The sequence below is a fragment of the Gordonia hongkongensis genome (genome assembly GCF_023078355.1).
GTDB lineage: Bacteria > Actinomycetota > Actinomycetes > Mycobacteriales > Mycobacteriaceae > Gordonia > Gordonia hongkongensis.
This window is the reverse complement of the sequence record NZ_CP095552.1, coordinates 3,013,625-3,030,463: the sequence shown is the minus strand read 5'-3', so window position 1 is coordinate 3,030,463 and position 16,839 is coordinate 3,013,625. Positions and strand designations below refer to the sequence as shown.

At 68.4% G+C, this 16,839-nt stretch carries 16 protein-coding genes and 1 riboswitch; of the genes, 10 read left to right on the top strand and 6 right to left on the bottom strand.

Annotation, left to right across the window (positions count from 1 at the left end):
• Positions 1–48: 48 nt before the first annotated feature.
• On the bottom strand, positions 49–3,249 hold the full coding sequence (locus tag MVF96_RS13855) for an ATP-binding protein (protein ID WP_247449377.1): 3,201 nt from the start codon (positions 3,247–3,249) through the stop codon (positions 49–51).
• A 112-nt stretch (positions 3,250–3,361) separates the two neighbouring features.
• Between MVF96_RS13855 and MVF96_RS13850 the strand changes: the two genes are divergently transcribed.
• On the top strand, positions 3,362–3,730 hold the full coding sequence (locus tag MVF96_RS13850; RefSeq protein ID WP_159370945.1) for a VOC family protein: 369 nt from the start codon (positions 3,362–3,364) through the stop codon (positions 3,728–3,730).
• 40 nt (positions 3,731–3,770) lie between these two features.
• Positions 3,771–4,358: a mismatch-specific DNA-glycosylase gene (locus MVF96_RS13845; protein ID WP_247449375.1), complete on the top strand. Its 588-nt coding sequence runs from the start codon at positions 3,771–3,773 to the stop codon at positions 4,356–4,358.
• Here MVF96_RS13845 and MVF96_RS13840 read toward each other — a convergent pair.
• Genes MVF96_RS13840 through MVF96_RS13825 form a run of 4 tightly spaced genes read right to left on the bottom strand, consistent with a single transcriptional unit; the run spans position 4,339 to position 6,981 of the window.
• Positions 4,339–4,635 carry a DUF503 domain-containing protein gene (locus MVF96_RS13840; protein WP_058253180.1) on the bottom strand — a complete coding sequence of 99 codons (297 nt, stop codon included), beginning with the start codon at positions 4,633–4,635 and terminating at the stop codon, positions 4,339–4,341. The genes MVF96_RS13845 and MVF96_RS13840 overlap by 20 nt on opposite strands.
• On the bottom strand, positions 4,635–5,465 hold the full coding sequence (ppk2, locus tag MVF96_RS13835) for a polyphosphate kinase 2 (RefSeq protein ID WP_058253227.1): 831 nt from the start codon (positions 5,463–5,465) through the stop codon (positions 4,635–4,637). The genes MVF96_RS13840 and ppk2 overlap by 1 nt, the downstream gene beginning before the upstream one ends.
• Positions 5,466–5,476: 11 nt before the next feature.
• Positions 5,477–6,460 (bottom strand): malate dehydrogenase, encoded by a 984-nt coding sequence (locus MVF96_RS13830; RefSeq protein ID WP_247449373.1) that lies wholly within the window; start codon positions 6,458–6,460, stop codon positions 5,477–5,479.
• Complete coding sequence (locus MVF96_RS13825; RefSeq protein ID WP_418930387.1) at positions 6,457–6,981, bottom strand: META domain-containing protein; 525 nt, start codon at positions 6,979–6,981, stop codon at positions 6,457–6,459. The genes MVF96_RS13830 and MVF96_RS13825 overlap by 4 nt, the downstream gene beginning before the upstream one ends.
• A gap of 55 nt (positions 6,982–7,036) precedes the next feature.
• On the opposite strand from MVF96_RS13825, the gene MVF96_RS13820 reads away from it, so the two are divergent.
• The gene (locus MVF96_RS13820; RefSeq protein ID WP_247449371.1) at positions 7,037–8,251 is read left to right on the top strand and encodes a hypothetical protein; all 1,215 of its coding nucleotides are present in this window, start codon (positions 7,037–7,039) and stop codon (positions 8,249–8,251) included.
• 20 nt (positions 8,252–8,271) lie between these two features.
• On the opposite strand, the gene MVF96_RS13815 is transcribed toward MVF96_RS13820, so the two are convergent.
• Complete coding sequence (locus MVF96_RS13815; protein WP_247449369.1) at positions 8,272–9,816, bottom strand: hypothetical protein; 1,545 nt, start codon at positions 9,814–9,816, stop codon at positions 8,272–8,274.
• A gap of 152 nt (positions 9,817–9,968) precedes the next feature.
• Between MVF96_RS13815 and secA2 the strand changes: the two genes are divergently transcribed.
• The 7 genes from secA2 (at position 9,969) to MVF96_RS13780 (ending at position 16,553) form a co-directional block, all read left to right on the top strand.
• Positions 9,969–12,380, top strand: a complete 2,412-nt coding sequence (gene secA2 / locus MVF96_RS13810; RefSeq protein WP_247449367.1) for an accessory Sec system translocase SecA2 — start codon at positions 9,969–9,971, stop codon at positions 12,378–12,380.
• The gene (locus MVF96_RS13805) at positions 12,377–13,006 is read left to right on the top strand and encodes a CDP-alcohol phosphatidyltransferase family protein (RefSeq protein WP_055475391.1); all 630 of its coding nucleotides are present in this window, start codon (positions 12,377–12,379) and stop codon (positions 13,004–13,006) included. Before secA2 ends, MVF96_RS13805 begins: the two co-directional genes overlap by 4 nt.
• Before the next feature lie 20 nt (positions 13,007–13,026).
• Entirely contained in the window at positions 13,027–13,431 is a 405-nt protein-coding gene (gene gcvH / locus MVF96_RS13800; protein ID WP_055475392.1) for a glycine cleavage system protein GcvH, read from the top strand.
• A 315-nt stretch (positions 13,432–13,746) separates the two neighbouring features.
• Entirely contained in the window at positions 13,747–14,199 is a 453-nt protein-coding gene (gene garA / locus MVF96_RS13795) for a glycogen accumulation regulator GarA (protein WP_055475393.1), read from the top strand.
• Positions 14,200–14,239: 40 nt separating this feature from the next.
• Positions 14,240–14,926 (top strand): transcriptional regulator FtsR, encoded by a 687-nt coding sequence (ftsR, locus tag MVF96_RS13790; protein WP_055475436.1) that lies wholly within the window; start codon positions 14,240–14,242, stop codon positions 14,924–14,926.
• A gap of 174 nt (positions 14,927–15,100) precedes the next feature.
• Positions 15,101–15,613 (top strand): bifunctional nuclease family protein, encoded by a 513-nt coding sequence (locus MVF96_RS13785; RefSeq protein ID WP_055475394.1) that lies wholly within the window; start codon positions 15,101–15,103, stop codon positions 15,611–15,613.
• Positions 15,614–15,908: 295 nt separating this feature from the next.
• Positions 15,909–16,553: a MerR family transcriptional regulator gene (locus MVF96_RS13780; RefSeq protein ID WP_055475395.1), complete on the top strand. Its 645-nt coding sequence runs from the start codon at positions 15,909–15,911 to the stop codon at positions 16,551–16,553.
• A gap of 29 nt (positions 16,554–16,582) precedes the next feature.
• A riboswitch (glycine riboswitch) is annotated at positions 16,583–16,686 on the top strand.
• Positions 16,687–16,839: the final 153 nt, after the last annotated feature.

The window sequence follows — 16,839 nt, the reverse complement described above, 5'->3', positions numbered from 1 at the left end:
CAGGGTCGCCGACGGGCCTTGAAGGCGACTTGAGACGGACTTGGCGACTCAGGCCGGGGACGTCAGACCCCAGGTCGTGGCCATTGAGTCGATCCGTCGGATCAACCCGTCCGCCTCCTGCGCGCGGGCGGTGTCGCGCGCGGTTGCCAGCGTGGCGCCGACCACGGACGCCGGACGCCCGTTGGCGTACTCGTAACGTGCGCGGACGAGGAGGCGGTGGGCGTCGGCATAGCGTTCACCGGTGCGGTCGGCGAAGTCGTCGGCCCGTTCGAGCAGTGTGGCGGCGTCGGTGAGCTTGCCGGCGACGACGAGGACCTCGGCGTGCAGACCCAGCCAGTAGCCCTCACCTGTCCGCGGGTGATCCTCCATGCCGACCTCGTCGGCACCCAGTCGCTCGATGTGCTCCAGGGCGTCGTCGAGGTCGCCGGTGAGGGCGCGCGCCCACCAGTACATGCGTTCTCCGCCGCGACGGAGGTAGGCGAGGGGCCCGACGCCGTCGGACGTGATGGCCGGGCCCGCGTCCAGAACCCACCTCGTGTCGCCGAGCATCGACGCCGCGCCGACGGCGAAGATGGCCATGGCGAGCCGGGACCGTGGATCGGGATGGGCATCGGCCATCGCGGCGAAGAGGTCCCGGCCGGCGCCGACACCGCGATGCACGGTCACCGCCCAGGCGCGGAAACCGCGGGCCATCGCGAGCTGATCGTCACGGAGACCGTCGACGACGACGTCGATCGGCGCATAGTCCTCCAAGATGCGATGCGCCGCACCGAAATTGCCGCGCGTGAACTCGTCGATGCCGGCGGCGTGCATGCCCAGATGGGTGACGACCGGGTCGTCGGATCTCTCGGCGCGCCGACGCAGATCCTCCGCGAGACGGTGGCCGGTGTGTGCATCCGCGATCTGGATGTGGGCCGCGCAGCGGGCGTAGTCGAGGGTGGCGAGGAGCCGGGCGTCGCCGAGGGCGGAAGCGAGTATCCGGGCGCGGTCCTGCAGCTCGGGATCGGCGGCGAAGTACCCGTGCGCCGCGACGTCTCCGGCCAGTTGGGTGGTGATCGCGACGAGCTCCGCCTGCTGGTCGCCCGTCGCGCGGGCGAGCGTCGCCGCATCCCCGAGATGCCGGCGCGCCCCGTCGAAATCGTAGGTGCGCAGGGCGATGTTCCCCGCCGCGAGGAGGGCGGTCGTGGTGCGCTCACGGTCGGCCAGCGGCCCGGCGGACCACAGATGCCGCGCGACTCTCGCCACGGCATGCGGCGAGGAGTTGCCGGCGAGGGCGTCGGCGATCGCGAGATGCAGTCGCCGTGCGCGCATGGCGGCGATGCCGTCCGCGATCGCCTCCCGGATGATGTCGTGACTGAAGCCGAATCCGAACGGATCCTCCGGTCCGAGATCGATGACACCCGCCTCGCCCGCGGGTTCGAGGAGGTCGAGCGCCTCGTCCACCGGGCGCTTCGCGGCGGTCGCCAGCAGGACCAGGTCCACGCGGGTCCCGATGAGGGACGCGAGTTCGAGTAGTTCGGTCGTCGCCGCGGACATGCCGACCAGTCGCTGGCGCACCACATCACGGATGCCGGACGGGACGGCGCTGCCCGCGATGGACCCCCGGTCGGCCAGGATGCGGGCGAGTTCGCGCACGAAGAAGGCGTTGCCTCCGGTGCGTCGCTGGATCGACGACACGGTGGCGACCTCCGGCCACTGCCGGGTCTCGCGCCGGATGAGCTCGGAGATGTCGTCGCCGCCGAGCGGGCCGACGTGGAGGCGGCGATGCTCCGGCAACCGGGCCAGCGTCGCCAGGGTGGTGGCGACGACGGGCCGGTTCGACGGCGAACGCAACGAGGCGAAGAACGTGACCCCCGCGGTGCGTCGGGCGGCCATGTGCGCGAACAACTCCAGAGACGCACCGTCGGCCCACTGCAGATCGTCGAGCACGATGATCAGCTTCGACGTTGCGGCCACCCCCTCGAGGAGATCGGCGGCCTGGTCGTAGAACTGGAATCGAGCGGCCGCGTCGGGCATCTGCCGGGGCGGCGGGATCACGTTGACGCCCTCGGTCACCATCCGGCCGAGTGAACTGTCGAGGAGTCGTTCCCGATCGGCGGGATCGAGCCGGGGGAGGACCGCACCGAGGATCTGCACCCACGGCCACATCGAGGGTGCGGCCGGGTCGTCGACGCAGCGCCCCCACAGGACCCGGAGGTCGGCGGCGCCCGCGGCCCGACGGCCGGCTTCGTCGATGAGCGCCGTCTTGCCCGCGCCCGGTTCGCCCTCGACCACGACCACGCCGCCGTGTCCTGTCATCGAGGCGAGCACCGCCCGATGCAACGCGGCGAGTTCGTCGGTCCGGCCGACCACCGACGGGGCGTCGTCGAGGTCGGCGTCGTCGACCGATTCGTCCGTCGTCGACTGCGCCGACGTCCGCGGGCCCGGTGTCGGGACGTCCGGCGCAAGCGTCACCTTGCCCGCGGCGGTGGCGGCCGGGGCGTCGAGATGCGGAGCGTGGTCGAGGATGTCGCGTTCGAGGGTGCGGAGACGGGGTCCCGGGTCGACGCCGATCTCCTCGGCGAGGGTCCGGCGGGCGGTGGCGATCGCCCCGAGTGCGTCGGACTGACGGCCGAGTCGGTAGAGGGCGGTGGCGAACAGCACCCACAAACCCTCGTCGAGCGGCGCGCGTTCGACCTCGGTCTCCAGTTCGGTGACGAGCAGGCGGTGGTCGCCGTCGGCCATGCGGGCCTCGAAGGACATCTCCCGCGCCGCCTGCAGCATGCGGTCGAGGTGATCGGCGGCCTCGTCCCGGAAGGCGAGGCCCTCGAACTCGGGGAGCAGGGGACGATAGTCGGCGAGCACCTGGTGCAGCAGCGGTGCGGCACCCGCCGCGTCGCCCTGTTGCATCAATGCACGAGCATCGCCGACCCGGGCGGTCAGCCGGCGCACGTCGACGTTGTCGGCGGCCGTCGGGAGGCTGTACCCCGTCCCGTGGGTGAGCAGGACCGTGGAGGGAGTCCGAGGCTTTCGATGCGGCTCGAGGACTTTGCGCAGGCCCGAGATGTAGGACTGGAGCGACACCTCTGCGCGCTCCGGAGGCGAATCGCCCCAGATGCCCTCGATCAGACTGTCGGCGCGCACCGGAACACCCTCGGCAAGGATCAGCTGGGCGAGTGTCGCCCGCTGCTTGCGCGTGCCGAGTTCGACGGGGTCGGAACCGATCTGAGCCCCGAGGCCGCCCAAGACCGTATAGGAGATTTCGAGCATCAGCGTGAGTGTAAGTGGTGATCGGGTCCTTCCGGGCGGCTAGCGGCGAACGTGCCGACGATCTGCCCGCGACCGCCCGGGGATGTCGGTGGCCGGGAGTAGCTTGGCAGGCATGAGTCTCGCACTGGGCATGATCACCGTCGACGCACTCGCGCCCGCGCCCCTGGCGACGTGGTGGGCCGAGCAGCTCGGCGGCCGCATCGTCGAGGACAACGACGGTTACTTCATCGTCGTCGCGGTCGGGGAGGGCGAGCCGCTGTTCGCGTTCCAGCAGGTCGAGGACCCCACGCCCGGCAAGAACCGCGTCCACCTCGACCTGACCACCGACGATCTCGAGACGGAGGTGGATCGACTCGTGGCGGCGGGCGCGAGCCGGATCGCCGATCGTGAGATGCCCGGCTTCGTGTGGGTGACGCTCGCCGACCCCGACGGCAACCAGTTCTGCGTGTCGGCCCGACACGGTGCGGAGACGGCATCCTGACGCGTTCCCGCATCGCCCGGCCGGATACCCGGTGTGCCTGATGGGATTCACCCGGGCCGACCTGCTCGCCTACCGAGACCGCACCGTCGACGACCTCGTGGGCGAGGGCTGCAAGCTGCTGTTCGTCGGCATCAACCCCGGCCTGTGGACCGCGGCCACCGGTGCGCATTTCGCCCGGCCCGGCAATCGGTTCTACCCGGCGCTCGCCCGGGCCGGCATCGTCGACCACGTGATCGACGCATCGACGGGCATGTCCGACACCGACCGGACGATGCTGCTCGACCGCGGCGTGGGGATCACCAACGTCGTGCCACGCGCCACCGCGACCGCCGCCGAACTGACCGTCGACGAGTTCCGCAAGGGGGGACGCCGCCTGCGCGAACGGGTTCGTGAGATCCGCCCACGGGTTGTCGCGGTCGCCGGGATCACCGCGTATCGCAGCGCGTTCGGGCGCCGCGATGCCGTGCCGGGGCGGCAGGACGAGACGTGGGACGGGGCCGAACTCTGGGTGGTCCCCAACCCGAGCGGACTGAACGCGCACGAGACGGTCGAGTCCCTCGCGGCCGCCTACCGCCGGGCCGCGGCTGCCGCCGGGGTCGTCGACGACCTCAGAAGTCCTCCGAGCTGACGACCCGGCGTCGCACCGACAGCAACTCGACTTCGGGATGGGCTGCCGCAGAACGTTCGACGGCGTCGAGCACGTCGACGACATGTCCGCGGTCGGCGGCCACCGCACTGACCCCGATGACGGTTCGCCGATGGACGTCGAGGTGTCCGACCTCGGCAGCCGAGACCGTGTACCGCTTGCGCAGGTCGGCGACGATCGGTCGCACCACGGACCGCTTCTGTTTCAGCGAGTGCACGTCACCGAGCAGATAGTCGAACTCGCAGAACCCGATCCACATCAGTGGTCGGTGCGGATCAGCGTCGCCACGTGGTCGGGTACGTACTTGGACAGCGAGCGCGGCGGGCGGTGATAGTTGCCCGACTCGATCGGATGCTTGGGCAGGGACACGCGGGGGCGGGGGACCTCGGCGTACTCGATGGTCGACAGCAGATGCGAGATCATGTTCAGGCGAGCATGCTTCTTCACGTCGGATTCGACGACGTACCAGGGACTCAGCGCGGTGTCGGTGTGGACCATCATCTCGTCCTTGGCGCGCGAGTAGTCCTCCCACCGGTACACCGACTCGAGATCCATCGGGCTCAGCTTCCATTGCCGCACTGGGTCGTTCATGCGTGACCGGAACCGCTTGAGCTGTTCGTCGTCGGACACCGAGAACCAGTACTTGCGCAGCAGGATGCCGTCGTCGATGAGCATCTGCTCGAAGATCGGGGTCTGCCGCAGGAACCGCGAGTGCTCCTCGGGGGTGCAGAAACCCATGACCTTCTCCACGCCGGCGCGGTTGTACCAGGACCGGTCGAACAAGACGATCTCGCCGGGCGCGGGCAGATGCGCGACGTAACGCTGGTAATACCACTGTCCGCGTTCACGATCCGTCGGCGCCGGGAGCGCGGCGACCCGTGCGATCCGTGGGCTCAGATACTCGGTGATGCGCTTGATCGTTCCGCCCTTGCCGGCAGCGTCACGTCCTTCGAAGATGACCACGACGCGGGTGCCGCTGTCACGGACCCATTCCTGGAGCTTCACGAGTTCGGTCTGCAACCGGAACAACTCCGCCTCGTAGACCTTGTTCCCGATCTTGGCCTTTTTCGCCTTGTCCTTCTTCGACATGAGCAGAAACACTACGGGGTGGACACGGCCTCGCGCTCGGATTGGAGTTCGGCGACCGACGCGTCGATCCGCGCCCGCGAGAACTCGTTGATGTCGAGACCCTCGACGATCTGCCACCGGCCGTCGATCGAGCGCACCGGAAACGAGCACACGAGTCCCTCGGGGACTCCATAGGCTCCCGGGGACGGCAGCGCCACCGACGTCCAGTCGTCGGGCGGTGTCCCGAGCACCCAGTCGTGGACATGGTCGATGGTGGCGTTCGCCGCCGAGGCCGCCGACGACGATCCGCGAGCCTCGATGATCGCGGTGCCACGGCGGGCGACGGTCGGGATGAAGTCGTCGACGAGCCAGTCACGGTCGGCGGCGATGTCCGCGCCGCTTCGGTTGCCGACCCGGGCGTGGAAGATGTCGGGGTACTGGGTGGCGGAGTGGTTGCCCCACACCGTGACCCGGCTGATCTCGGCGACGCTCGCGCCGGTCCGGCGAGCGAGCTGGGCAATCGCGCGGTTGTGGTCCAACCGGGTCAGCGCGGTGAACCGTTCAGGCGGGACCTCGGGTGCGTTCGCGGCGGCGACCGCCGCATTGGTGTTGGCGGGATTCCCTACGACGATCACCCGGATGTCATCCGCGGCAACGTCGTTGATGACCGACCCCTGGGCGGCGAAGATGTCGGAGTTGGCGGCGAGAAGATCGGCGCGCTCCATTCCCTTGGTGCGGGGTCGCGCCCCGACGAGCAGGCCGAAGCTCGCGCCGTCGAACGCCTTACGGGGGTCGTCGAGCACATCGACCGACGTGAGCAGCGGGAACGCGCCGTCGTCGAGTTCCATCGCGGTGCCGACTGCGCCGGAGATCGCCTGCGGGAGTTCGAGGAGTCGGAGAGCAACCGGTTGGTCGTGACCGAGCATCGCGCCGGCGGCGATGCGGAAGACGCTGGCGTATCCGATGCTGCCGGCGGCACCCGTCACGGTCACCGTCACCGGTATCCGCCGCTTCATGCCGGCTTCTCGGTCAACAGGACCTGTGCCGCGGGGCCGACGAGGATGAGGGAGTGGCCGACCGAATACCAGGTCAGCGGTTCCTTCGTGAACTCGGTGACCCAGGTGTCGGCCTCGGCGCGCGGCCCGGGGCAGGCCATCATCGTCGAGGCGAGGGAACCCAGGCGCAACAGCGAGTTGTCGACGCGGAGGTCGCCGATGTGTCGGTTGCAGCCGGCCGACAGTGCGATCCGGTTGGCGGCGGGGAAACTGACCTCCAGCGGTCCGCCACCGGGGATCTGCTCCCCGGCCACCGCGGTCGAGGTGTAGGTCTTGCCGACGAAGCCGGGGGCGGGGGGAGCGGCGACCGCGGACCCGGGGCCGACGAGCATCGTGCCGACCGCGGCGATCACCGCGCTGAGCAGTAAGGCCATGCGTAAGCTGATGCGGTGTTCGCGGGCCGGGGATCGGTCGCGCGCGGGTAGACGTCCCGCCTCGGATTGACGTCGCTGCGCCGGTTGACGGCGTTCGCCGGAACTCACGTGCACAACGGTAGCCGACCGGACAGGGGATGGATATGACGAATGTGGGGGATCCATGGTCCCGGTGACGTGTCGGACCGAGTACCTGACCGGCCGCCACCATCGTTCGGCCACCGCCGCCTGGGTCCTCATGGTCGCCGGGATGGTCGCACTCGTCGCACTCAACATCGCCGGGGTCGACGGTCTCATCACGGCGGCGGTGGTCGGTGGCGCGATCGCGGCGTCGTTGCTCGGGGCGGCCTTCGGCCGGCTCGGTGAACGAGGCGCGGTCCTGCTGACCGTCGACGACGACACGGTCTACTTCGGGAACGAGGACCGCACACTCGTCAGCTACCCGCTCGACTCGCTCGTCACGGTGGCCGTGGGTGGGCCGGCGGACGCGACTTCGGAGATGGCCGGCGAGCGTGCGCGTCATCTGACGGTCGTCGGACAGAAGTATCTGAAACTCACCTTCGCGAGCCGGGACGGCGAGCCCGTTCCCGCCGACCGGACACCACCCAGCTCCCCGGACGAGTCCGACGACACGCCCGAGACGGAGTTCTGGCGGGTCGCCGTCGTCGAAGGAGACCCGGCGGTTGCGGAGATCCTGGCCCGGCTCCGGCGGCACGCGCCGGAACGCATCGCCACGAAGAAGAAGGGCGCCCCGACGCCGGCCGGGTCGCGGGCGGCAACGGCGAGTGTCCCGCCGGACGAACCGGTCGACCTGACCCGACCCGCATCCGGCGGGCCCCGGATTGCTGACGCGGGCTCTGACGAAGCGGCGCAACGGTTGTGGGAGGAAGCGGCGCGTCGCCACGACGAGGTCCTCGGCGCCTACGGAACCTACGAACTCGATCCCGCCATGCTGCTGAGGTATCCGGCCGTGACCGACGTGACGGTCGAACAGACGCAGACCTTCCATCTCGCGCTCGACGAGGCGATGGCTCTGCGGACCGACGACTACCCGGGCAACCGCTCGCGCGCCGACGCCTACCAGCAGTCCGTCGCCAGATTGCGGCGGGCCTGGATCGCCTGCGAGAAGAACGGCCGGCGGGTGGGCTCTAGCTACCTGGAGCAGACCGATCAGGACGACCTCGATCGCGCGCTCAAGCTCTACAATCACGCCGCCGCCAGCAGCACGCCGGCCGAACAGGCGACGTACTACGGCCGCGTCCGCGACATCGTCACCACGATGACCGATCGCGGGGTGCTGCATCCGCCCGAAGCGGCGGTGGCCGAACTGCAGGCCGTCACGCGGAGGGCGCTGGAAGCGGGGACGCCGAAGGTGTGACCGACTGGGCGCCGCGATCGTCAGGCGCCCAGTCGGATGAAGCGTCCGTCCAGTGTGTACAGACCCTCGGCGTCATCCGTGTGCGCGATGTCCATCCGGATGACGAACTGCCGAGCCTCGTCGATGTAGTTGCGTTCGACTTCGGCGGCCACGGCGTCCCGGTCGTACTCCGGGACAGACGCGCGCTCCATCAGGTCGGTGCGAACTCGGTCGAACACCTCCGCGGAGATGCTGTCGAAGCGGAACCCGTCGGATCGATACCGGCCGGACGACATGCTCGCGAGGGGGAAATGCCCTGGCGCCACGGAGACCTCGCCGCCGCGGTCGCCGATGCGGTATCTGACCAGGACCCCGCCCGAATTCTGGATCTCGCTCGCGCTGAGCGGATGAACCCCGTCCGCGATTCCCTGGATGATCACTTCCTCGATGACGGGCGCGTTCAGCGGAACGCGCGCCGCGATCAGCAGGTCGCGCGCCAGTTGAAAGGATTTCTGGAAATCGGCCGGGTCGAAGAACTCGGCGACGGTGCCGTCCGGACGTGCCTGGACCTCGAAGTCGCGCGTGATGTCGTCGCCGCCATCGATCTTCCCGGTGATCAGCACCGGCTCGCCGGGATCCGGGCGCTCGATCGTCACGGTCTCGACCTCGGCCTCGGGCGCGTACGTCCGCACCGCGGACTCCATCGGCCCGACCGTCGCGCCCAGCACCTCCGCGTCGATGGTCTCGGCATCGAATTCGAGGTTGCGCTTGAAATCGGGCACCGTCGACTCGCTCGAATAGTCGTCGCTCACGTTGATGCTCGTGGAACGGCCGGTCGAGGGGTCGACGACGATCGCCTGATCCGAATCGGAGTCCAGGCTGTAGGTGAGACGCAGGATGTTCCGCAAGCCCTGCGCACCCTGGTATTCGACGATCGCGTCCATCATCCGGCGATGTCGGTCGGCGAGAGTCGGACCGTCGTCGTCGCCGTCTGGGCCGTCGTCGGAATCGATCGCGGAATCGAACCCGGAGAGCGACGGCCCCTCGACGTGCCACCCGCCGGCGACACCGAACAGCAAGGCGCCGGCCACGAGCAGGGTGACCGCGGGATAGACGAGCGCCCAGCGGCCGGGCTGGTCGTCGAATTCGGGGGTCTCCGGCTGGTCGCGGAGCGGGAGAGCATCCGGCGGCAGTGTCGTGAACGGGGTGTCGGTCAGCGACTGGAAATTCCCCTTGGTCATCGAGGTGATCCAGCGCGCCCGGTACGCGGTGTCGTTCGGTGGGTTGATCGTCGCGGTGACCATGGTCGGTTGCGAGTCGTCGGCGGTGAGGCTGCTGCGGGTGAGCGCCTCCACCTCCACCTGCGGGGCGTCCGGCGACGTCGCGCGCCGGAACTCCGGCAGTTCCGACACCCGGGAAGCGCGGGGACTGACCGCGATGCCGGCGAAGACCAGGGGGATCCCGAAGAACAGCGCGACCCACCAGTCGTTGAATGCACCGAGGCCTACCCCGACCGCGATGAGCAACCCGGCGATCGTCGCGCGCAGGAGACGGAGTCGAACCCTGGTCCGGCGAGTCCTGGTCATGGGCCGTCCTTAGTCCTCGAGCCGAATCGGGTGGACTGATCATAATGTCGGCGTCCTCGGTCGACCAGCGGCCGCGTACCGTTGTTGCTGACCTGACCGCCCGGAGGGGGTGGGTCGCGACGGAACCGGGAACGATCAGGAGAAATGTTTCGGTGGGAAAGCTGAGCAACAGCATGTGGCGCCTTCTGGGCGCCCAGTCGACTCGCAACCAGTCGAAGTCGTTGGGTGTGATCAAGGATGCCGAAGCCCACACCGACTGGGCCGCCGAACTCGCCGACGACGCGTTCGGCGCGGAGGCCGAGAAACTCGACATCGCCGAGAAGCCCGCGGACCGCGCGAAGTTCCTCGCCCTGGTCCGGGAAGCCGCCGACCGCACCATCGACCTGCGGCCGTTCGACGTCCAGTTGCAGGGCGCCCTCCGACTCCTCGAGGGCGACATCGTCGAGATGGCCACCGGTGAGGGCAAGACGCTCGCCGGCGCCATCGCCGCGATCGGCCATGTGCTGCAGGGACATCAGGTGCACCTGATCTCGGTCAACGACTATCTGGCGACCCGCGACGCGGAGTGGATGAAGCCGCTGTTCGACGCCTTCGGCATCACCGTCCACGCGGTCTCGGAGAACTCGAGCCGCGAGGAACGGCGACGCGCCTACACCGGTGACGTCACCTACGGTTCGGTCAACGAGATCGGCTTCGACGTCCTGCGCGATCAACTCGCCCTGTCCGAAGCGGACCTCGTCTCACCGACACCCGACGTGGCCATCATCGACGAGGCGGATTCGGTGCTCGTCGACGAGGCGCTCGTGCCGCTGGTGCTCGCCGGTTCGACCGAGACCGAGGTGCCGGACGCGGCGATCCACGACGTCGTGTCGCGGATGAAGAACAAGCACTACGAGGTCGACGCGGAGGGCCGCAACGTCACCCTGACCGACGAGGGTGCGGTGTTCGTCGAGGAAGAACTCGGCGGCATCGACCTCTACAGCGAGGAACACGTCGGCACGACGCTCGTACACGTCAGCATCGCCATGCACGCCCACTATCTCCTCGAACGCGACATCCACTACATCGTCCGCGACGGCGGCGTGCACCTCATCAACGCCTCGCGCGGCCGCGTCGCGCAGCTCCAGCGCTGGCCCGACGGGGTCCAGGCCGCGGTCGAGCTCAAGGAAGGGCTGACCCAGACCGATTCGGGTGAGGTCATCGACACCATCACGGTGCAGGCCCTGATCGGCCGCTACCCGAAGGTCTGCGGCATGACCGGCACCGCGCTCGCCGCCGGCGAGCAGTTCCGCCAGTTCTACGAACTGCGCGTCTCGCAGATCCCGCCGAACACCCCCAACGTCCGGACCGACCTGCCCGACCGGGTCTACGACACCAAGGCAAACAAGGTCGAGGCGATCGTCGCCTACGTCAAGGAGATCCACGAGACCGGACAACCCGTCCTCATCGGTACCCACGACGTGGCCGAGTCCGAGGAGCTCGCGTACTTCCTCGACAAGGCCGGGGTGTCGTCGGTCGTGCTCAACGCGAAGAACGACGCCGAAGAGGCGAAGATCATCGCCGAGGCCGGCGCCCGGGGCGCCGTCACCGTGTCCACCCAGATGGCCGGACGGGGGACCGACATCCGCCTGGGCGGTTCGAAGGACGACACGGACGCCCACGACGAGGTCATCGAACTCGGCGGGTTGTGCGTCGTCGGAACGGGCCGCCACGACACCGAACGCCTCGACAGTCAGCTGCGTGGACGCGCGGGCCGTCAGGGCGATCCCGGTACGTCGGTGTTCTTCTCCAGCCTCGAGGACCCGGTCGTCACCAAGAACCTCGCGTTCAAGCGAGATCCCGTGTCGCCCAACGAAGACGGTTCGATGGGCAGCAAGGGCGTCGACCTCATCGAGCAGGCCCAGCGGATCGCTGAGGGCGTGATGCTCGAACTGCACGCGAATACCTGGCGTTACAACAAGCTGGTCAATCAGCAGCGGGACATCATCGTCGAACGTCGTATGCAGATCCTGACCACCGACGCCGCGCTCGAAGAGCTGGCGGATCTGGAACCGGACCGCTACGCGCAGTTGACCGGGAGCACGACGACGGTGGAGACCACCACCGACGAGGCCGACGCCGACAAGGCCGACGCCGAGACGGCCGACGCCGAGAAGGCCGCGACCGATCACGAGGCCACCCCCGCCGTCGCGCCCGTGCCTCGCGAGGTGCTGTCACAGGCCGCGCGCGAGATCGTGCTCTACCATCTCGACCGCGCCTGGGCCGACCATCTCGCCTTCGTCTCCGACGTCCGCGCCAGCATCCACCTCCGGTCGCTGGGCAAGGAGAGCCCGCTGGACGAGTTCCACCGGCTGATCCTCGCCGAGTTCGCCGATCTGCCCGGTACGGCACTCGCGAAGGCGCGCGAGACGTTCCGGGAGGCCGACATCACCCCCGACGGCGTCGACCTCGGGTCGGCGGATCTGCACCGGTCGACGACCACCTGGACCTACATGGTCCACGACAACCTGTTCTCCTCGGGCGGAGCGAAAACCTTGCAGGGCATCATCGGGATCTTCCGGTGACCGAGCCGGAGGCGGCGACCACGCCGGCTCCGGACCGGATCGTCACGGTCCCGAACGCGCTGAGCGTGCTTCGGCTCGCACTCATCCCGGTGTTCGTGTGGCTGCTTCTCGTCGAGAAGGCGGACGGCTGGGCCTTCGCCGTCCTCATGTTCTCGGGCTTCTCCGATTGGGCCGACGGCAAGATCGCGCGACTCCTCGACCAGTCGTCGAAGATCGGTGCGCTGCTCGACCCGGCCGCCGACCGGCTCTACATCGTGATCATCCCGATCGCGTTCGGCATCCGGGAGTTCCTGCCGTGGTGGCTGATCGGTGTGATCATCGCGCGCGACGTCCTGCTGTTCGCGTCCGCTCCACTGTTGCGATCGCGGGGCGTGCTGGCGCTCCCGGTGCTCTACATCGGCAAGGCGGGGACCTTCGCGCTGATGAGCGCATTCCCGTGGCTTCTTGCCGGACAGCTCGATTCGATCGTGGGGACCATCGCGTACCCGATCGGTTGGGCTTTCATGATCTGGGGCGTCGGACTGTATCTGTGGTCCTTCGTCCTGTACTGGTATCAGACGATCCTGGTGATGCGGCTCATGCCGCCGCGTCACCCGGCAGGCGACTCGGCAGACAGTAGAGTCTGACGAGGACGAAAGGGGTTCGCGTGACCGACAGCAAAGTGCCAGAGACCTTGCGCTACACCGCGGAGCACGAGTGGATCGAGCGACTCGGGCCGACGACGGTGCGCGTCGGGATCACCGACTACGCCCAGGACGCTCTCGGCGACGTGGTGTTCGTCCAGCTACCCGAGAGCGGTGCGGAGGTGACCGTCGGCGAGTCGTTCGCCGAGGTCGAGTCGACGAAGAGCGTCTCGGACATCTTCGGGCCGCTCGCAGGCACGGTGTCGGCGGTGAACGACGCCCTCGACGCCTCGCCGGAACTGGTCAATTCGGACCCGTACGGCGAGGGGTGGCTGGTCGAGATCGAGGCGGCAGACGAGGCGACCCTCGACGAACACCTGGGTGAGGTACTCGACGCCGCGGGGTACCGCGCCGTCATCGAGGGGTGAGTTCTCCCGGCCGTGAACGGCCGGTGCCCCGATCGACCCGGCTGATCGCCTCCGGAACGATATGATCGTCGATGCCGGAGTCGACTCGCGCGCCGGTGGGATCGGCAGGACCGGTACGGTTACGGCAGTGGGAACGAGGCGCGACGTGACACCGATGCTCACGATCTCGCGCCGAGAACTACCCGGCCGCACAAGTCATGTAGATTCGACCGGCCATCGTGGCGAGAGCCGACGGGCACCGTCCCAGGCGATGCCGGCGGTTCCGAGAACGAGGTTGGCGACTGTGCGGTCGGCACTGACGACGACGAAGGAGAAGTGGTGAGCGAAAACGACAGGGACTTCGAGGCGCCGGTGGAGACCACATCGGTGTTCCGGGAGGAGTTCATCAATGAACTCGATGCCGGGACCAGCACCTCGAGTGAGCCGGCCGACACGGGGGTCGAACGACTCGCTCCCGGGACCGCGCTGCTTGTCGTGAAGCGAGGACCCAATGCGGGGTCGCGGTTCCTCCTCGATCAGCCGACGACCTCGGCCGGCCGGCACCCCGACAGCGACATCTTCCTCGACGACGTGACCGTCAGCCGTCGTCACGCCGAGTTCCGTCTCGGCGACAACGACTTTCAGGTCGTCGACGTGGGCAGCCTCAACGGCACGTACGTCAACCGCGAGCCGGTCGACACCGCGTCGCTGAGCAATGGCGACGAGGTTCAGATCGGCAAGTTCCGTCTGGTGTTCCTCAGCGGTCCCCGCGACGAAGCAGACGCCTGACACCCGTGACGGCGTCCACGGCCCCCGCGGCGAAGGATCGATGTCGATCGGCACGGTCCTCGCCCAATTGCGTGATGACTTCCCGGACATCACGATCTCGAAGATCCGATTCTTGGAGTCGGAGGGTCTGGTGACCCCGGAGCGGGCTCCGTCGGGGTATCGGCGGTTCAGTCAGGCCGACTGCGAACGGCTGCGGTTCGTGCTGACCGCGCAGCGGGACCGGTATCTCCCGCTGAAGGTGATCAAGGAACAGCTCGACGCGATCGACAACGGCAACGGCGGTTTCGGTCCCGGCGGAACGCGCGTGCTGTCCGCGGCCCGCGGGACCGTGGCGCCGGCCACCGACTTCGGTGCGCGCGCCGGACGCGTCTCCCGGGAGTCGCTGATCGAACGCACCGGGGTGGATTCGGCGTTCGTCACCGAACTCCAGCGCAACGGCCTGTTGACCGCCGGGCCCGCCGGGTTCTTCGACGAGGACGCCGTACGGCTCGTCGAGGCGGCCGCGGCCCTGGCCAGTTACGGCCTGGAGACGCGTCATCTCCGGGCATTCAAGGTGTCCGCGGATCGCGAGGCGGGCCTCGTCGCCCAGATCGCCAACCCGATCGCCAAGGGCAAGGGCACCGGTGCGCGCGACCGTGCCGAGGAACTCGTGCGCGAGATCGCGGCCCTGTCGGTGACGCTGCACACGCAGTTGGTCAAGGCGGCCGTCAAGGGTGCGCTGGACTGAGATCGCGGTGCGCGCGTGCGGCCGCCGCACCGGACTGAACAGCGACGATCCGCCGAGGGCGCCCGCTGGGGGGATCCGCTGGGGTGCCGCGAGTCGGCCGCCGCTGTCCGCTCGGTCGGTGTAGCGTCGAGGTCACTGAATCGAGCGCCGTACAAGGCGTCTGGGAGGTGCGAGATGAGCGAGATGCGTGTGGTGGGCATCAGGGTCGAACCCCCGCAGAGTCAGCCGGTGTTGTTGCTGCGCGAGGTCGAGGGCGAACGCTACCTGCCGATCTGGATCGGGCAGAGTGAAGCTGCGTCGATTGCGCTGCGGCAGAAGGGGATCGAGCCTCCTCGTCCGCTGACCCACGATTTGATCGTGAACCTCATCAAGGAGTTCGGGCAGACCCTCGTCGAGGTCCGGATCGTCGACATGCAGGAGGGCACCTTCTACGCCGAGATGATCTTCACCGGCGATCTGCGGGTGTCGGCGCGGCCGTCGGATTCGATCGCGGTCGCGATGCGTGCCGAGGTGCCGATCATCGCCGACGAAGAGGTTCTCGCCGAGGCGGGGTTGCTGATCCCGGACGAGGATTCCGACGAGTCCGCCGAGGTGCAGCCCGAAGAGGTCAAAGAGGACGAGGTCGAGAAGTTCAAGGAGTTCCTCGACAACGTGTCCCCGGACGACTTCAAGGCAAGCGGCGCCTGACCGGTTCGTGGAATCCGTCGAGGAACGTGTTCGCCGACCGGAACCGAAACTCAGATCACGGAATCGACACCGCCCGATCACCATTTGTCTTGATCTCAAGTTGAGGTTGAGTGTCGTGGCGAGTCGCGTTGATCCACCGTCCTCCGCCGCATAGCGTCATCAGCGACATCGAGCACCGGACACGGGCCGATGAAGATGATCGGCCGACCGGAAACAGCCTGGACCGCGTACTGTGGACGTGGACGTCAGGCACCGTGGTGCGGCGTCCGATCCGAGCTTTGCGAGGGAGTCAGAAGTGGGCGATCGTCCGGTCGACAGCGAAACGACGTCGAGCGACCAGTCACCCGATCGTCCGGTGGGCGAGCGTCCAGACGCCGTCCCGACCCAGGGCAGCCTCGGCGAGATCGCCCCAGGTCTGTTCCCGGACGACACCGTGCCCGACGAACTCGTCGGTTACCGCGTGCCGAGTGCGTGCCAGATCGCCGGGATCACCTACCGCCAGCTCGACTACTGGGCCCGCACATCGCTGGTCGTCCCGTCGATCCGCGGAGCGGCGGGTTCCGGAAGCCAGCGCCTGTACTCGTTCAAGGACATCCTCGTCCTCAAGATCGTCAAGCGTCTGCTCGACACCGGGATCTCCCTGCAGAACATCCGCGTCGCCGTCGACCACCTCCGTCAGCGCGGTGTCGAGGACCTCGCGAAGATCACCCTGTTCTCGGACGGTACGACCGTGTACGAGTGCACCTCGGCCGAGGAGGTCGTCGACCTCCTGCAAGGCGGGCAGGGCGTGTTCGGCATCGCCGTCAGCGGCGCGATGCGCGAACTCACCGGCACCATCGCCGACTTCCCCGGCGAGCGGGCCGACGGCGGTGTCAGTGAGACCGCACCCGAGGACGAACTGGCCGCGCGGCGCAAGAACCGCGCCCGTCGCACCGGGTAGTCGAGACTCCGCGTAGACTGGCCCCGCGTCGCTACGCTGCGGGAGAGCGCCGTCGGATACTCATCGCCGGCGGCCGCCGAAGGAGCAACACCTCTCCGTCAAACTCTCAGGCACCCAGGACCGCGGTGGTGACGACGTCTCTGGAAAGTGACGATCCGTCGTCCGCCCACGGTGAAAGGCGATCGCGCAGAGTTGCGCGGCGCCGAATCTCTCAGGCGTCACATCGGCTGTGGCCGAAGACATGACAGAGGGGGAGGGTCAGCAGCCGGTCCGTGTACCGGCGCCT

Coding starts and splice junctions, on each gene's coding strand:
- MVF96_RS13830 (WP_247449373.1), bottom strand. CDS start 6,460: ATGAAGCGGCGGATACCGGTGACGGTGACCGTGACGGGTGCCGCCGGC.
- MVF96_RS13850 (WP_159370945.1), top strand. CDS start 3,362: ATGAGTCTCGCACTGGGCATGATCACCGTCGACGCACTCGCGCCCGCG.
- MVF96_RS13840 (WP_058253180.1), bottom strand. CDS start 4,635: ATGTGGATCGGGTTCTGCGAGTTCGACTATCTGCTCGGTGACGTGCAC.
- ftsR (WP_055475436.1), top strand. CDS start 14,240: ATGTCGATCGGCACGGTCCTCGCCCAATTGCGTGATGACTTCCCGGAC.
- MVF96_RS13855 (WP_247449377.1), bottom strand. CDS start 3,249: ATGCTCGAAATCTCCTATACGGTCTTGGGCGGCCTCGGGGCTCAGATC.
- MVF96_RS13815 (WP_247449369.1), bottom strand. CDS start 9,816: ATGACCAGGACTCGCCGGACCAGGGTTCGACTCCGTCTCCTGCGCGCG.
- MVF96_RS13785 (WP_055475394.1), top strand. CDS start 15,101: ATGAGCGAGATGCGTGTGGTGGGCATCAGGGTCGAACCCCCGCAGAGT.
- MVF96_RS13820 (WP_247449371.1), top strand. CDS start 7,037: ATGGTCCCGGTGACGTGTCGGACCGAGTACCTGACCGGCCGCCACCAT.
- MVF96_RS13845 (WP_247449375.1), top strand. CDS start 3,771: ATGGGATTCACCCGGGCCGACCTGCTCGCCTACCGAGACCGCACCGTC.
- ppk2 (WP_058253227.1), bottom strand. CDS start 5,465: ATGTCGAAGAAGGACAAGGCGAAAAAGGCCAAGATCGGGAACAAGGTC.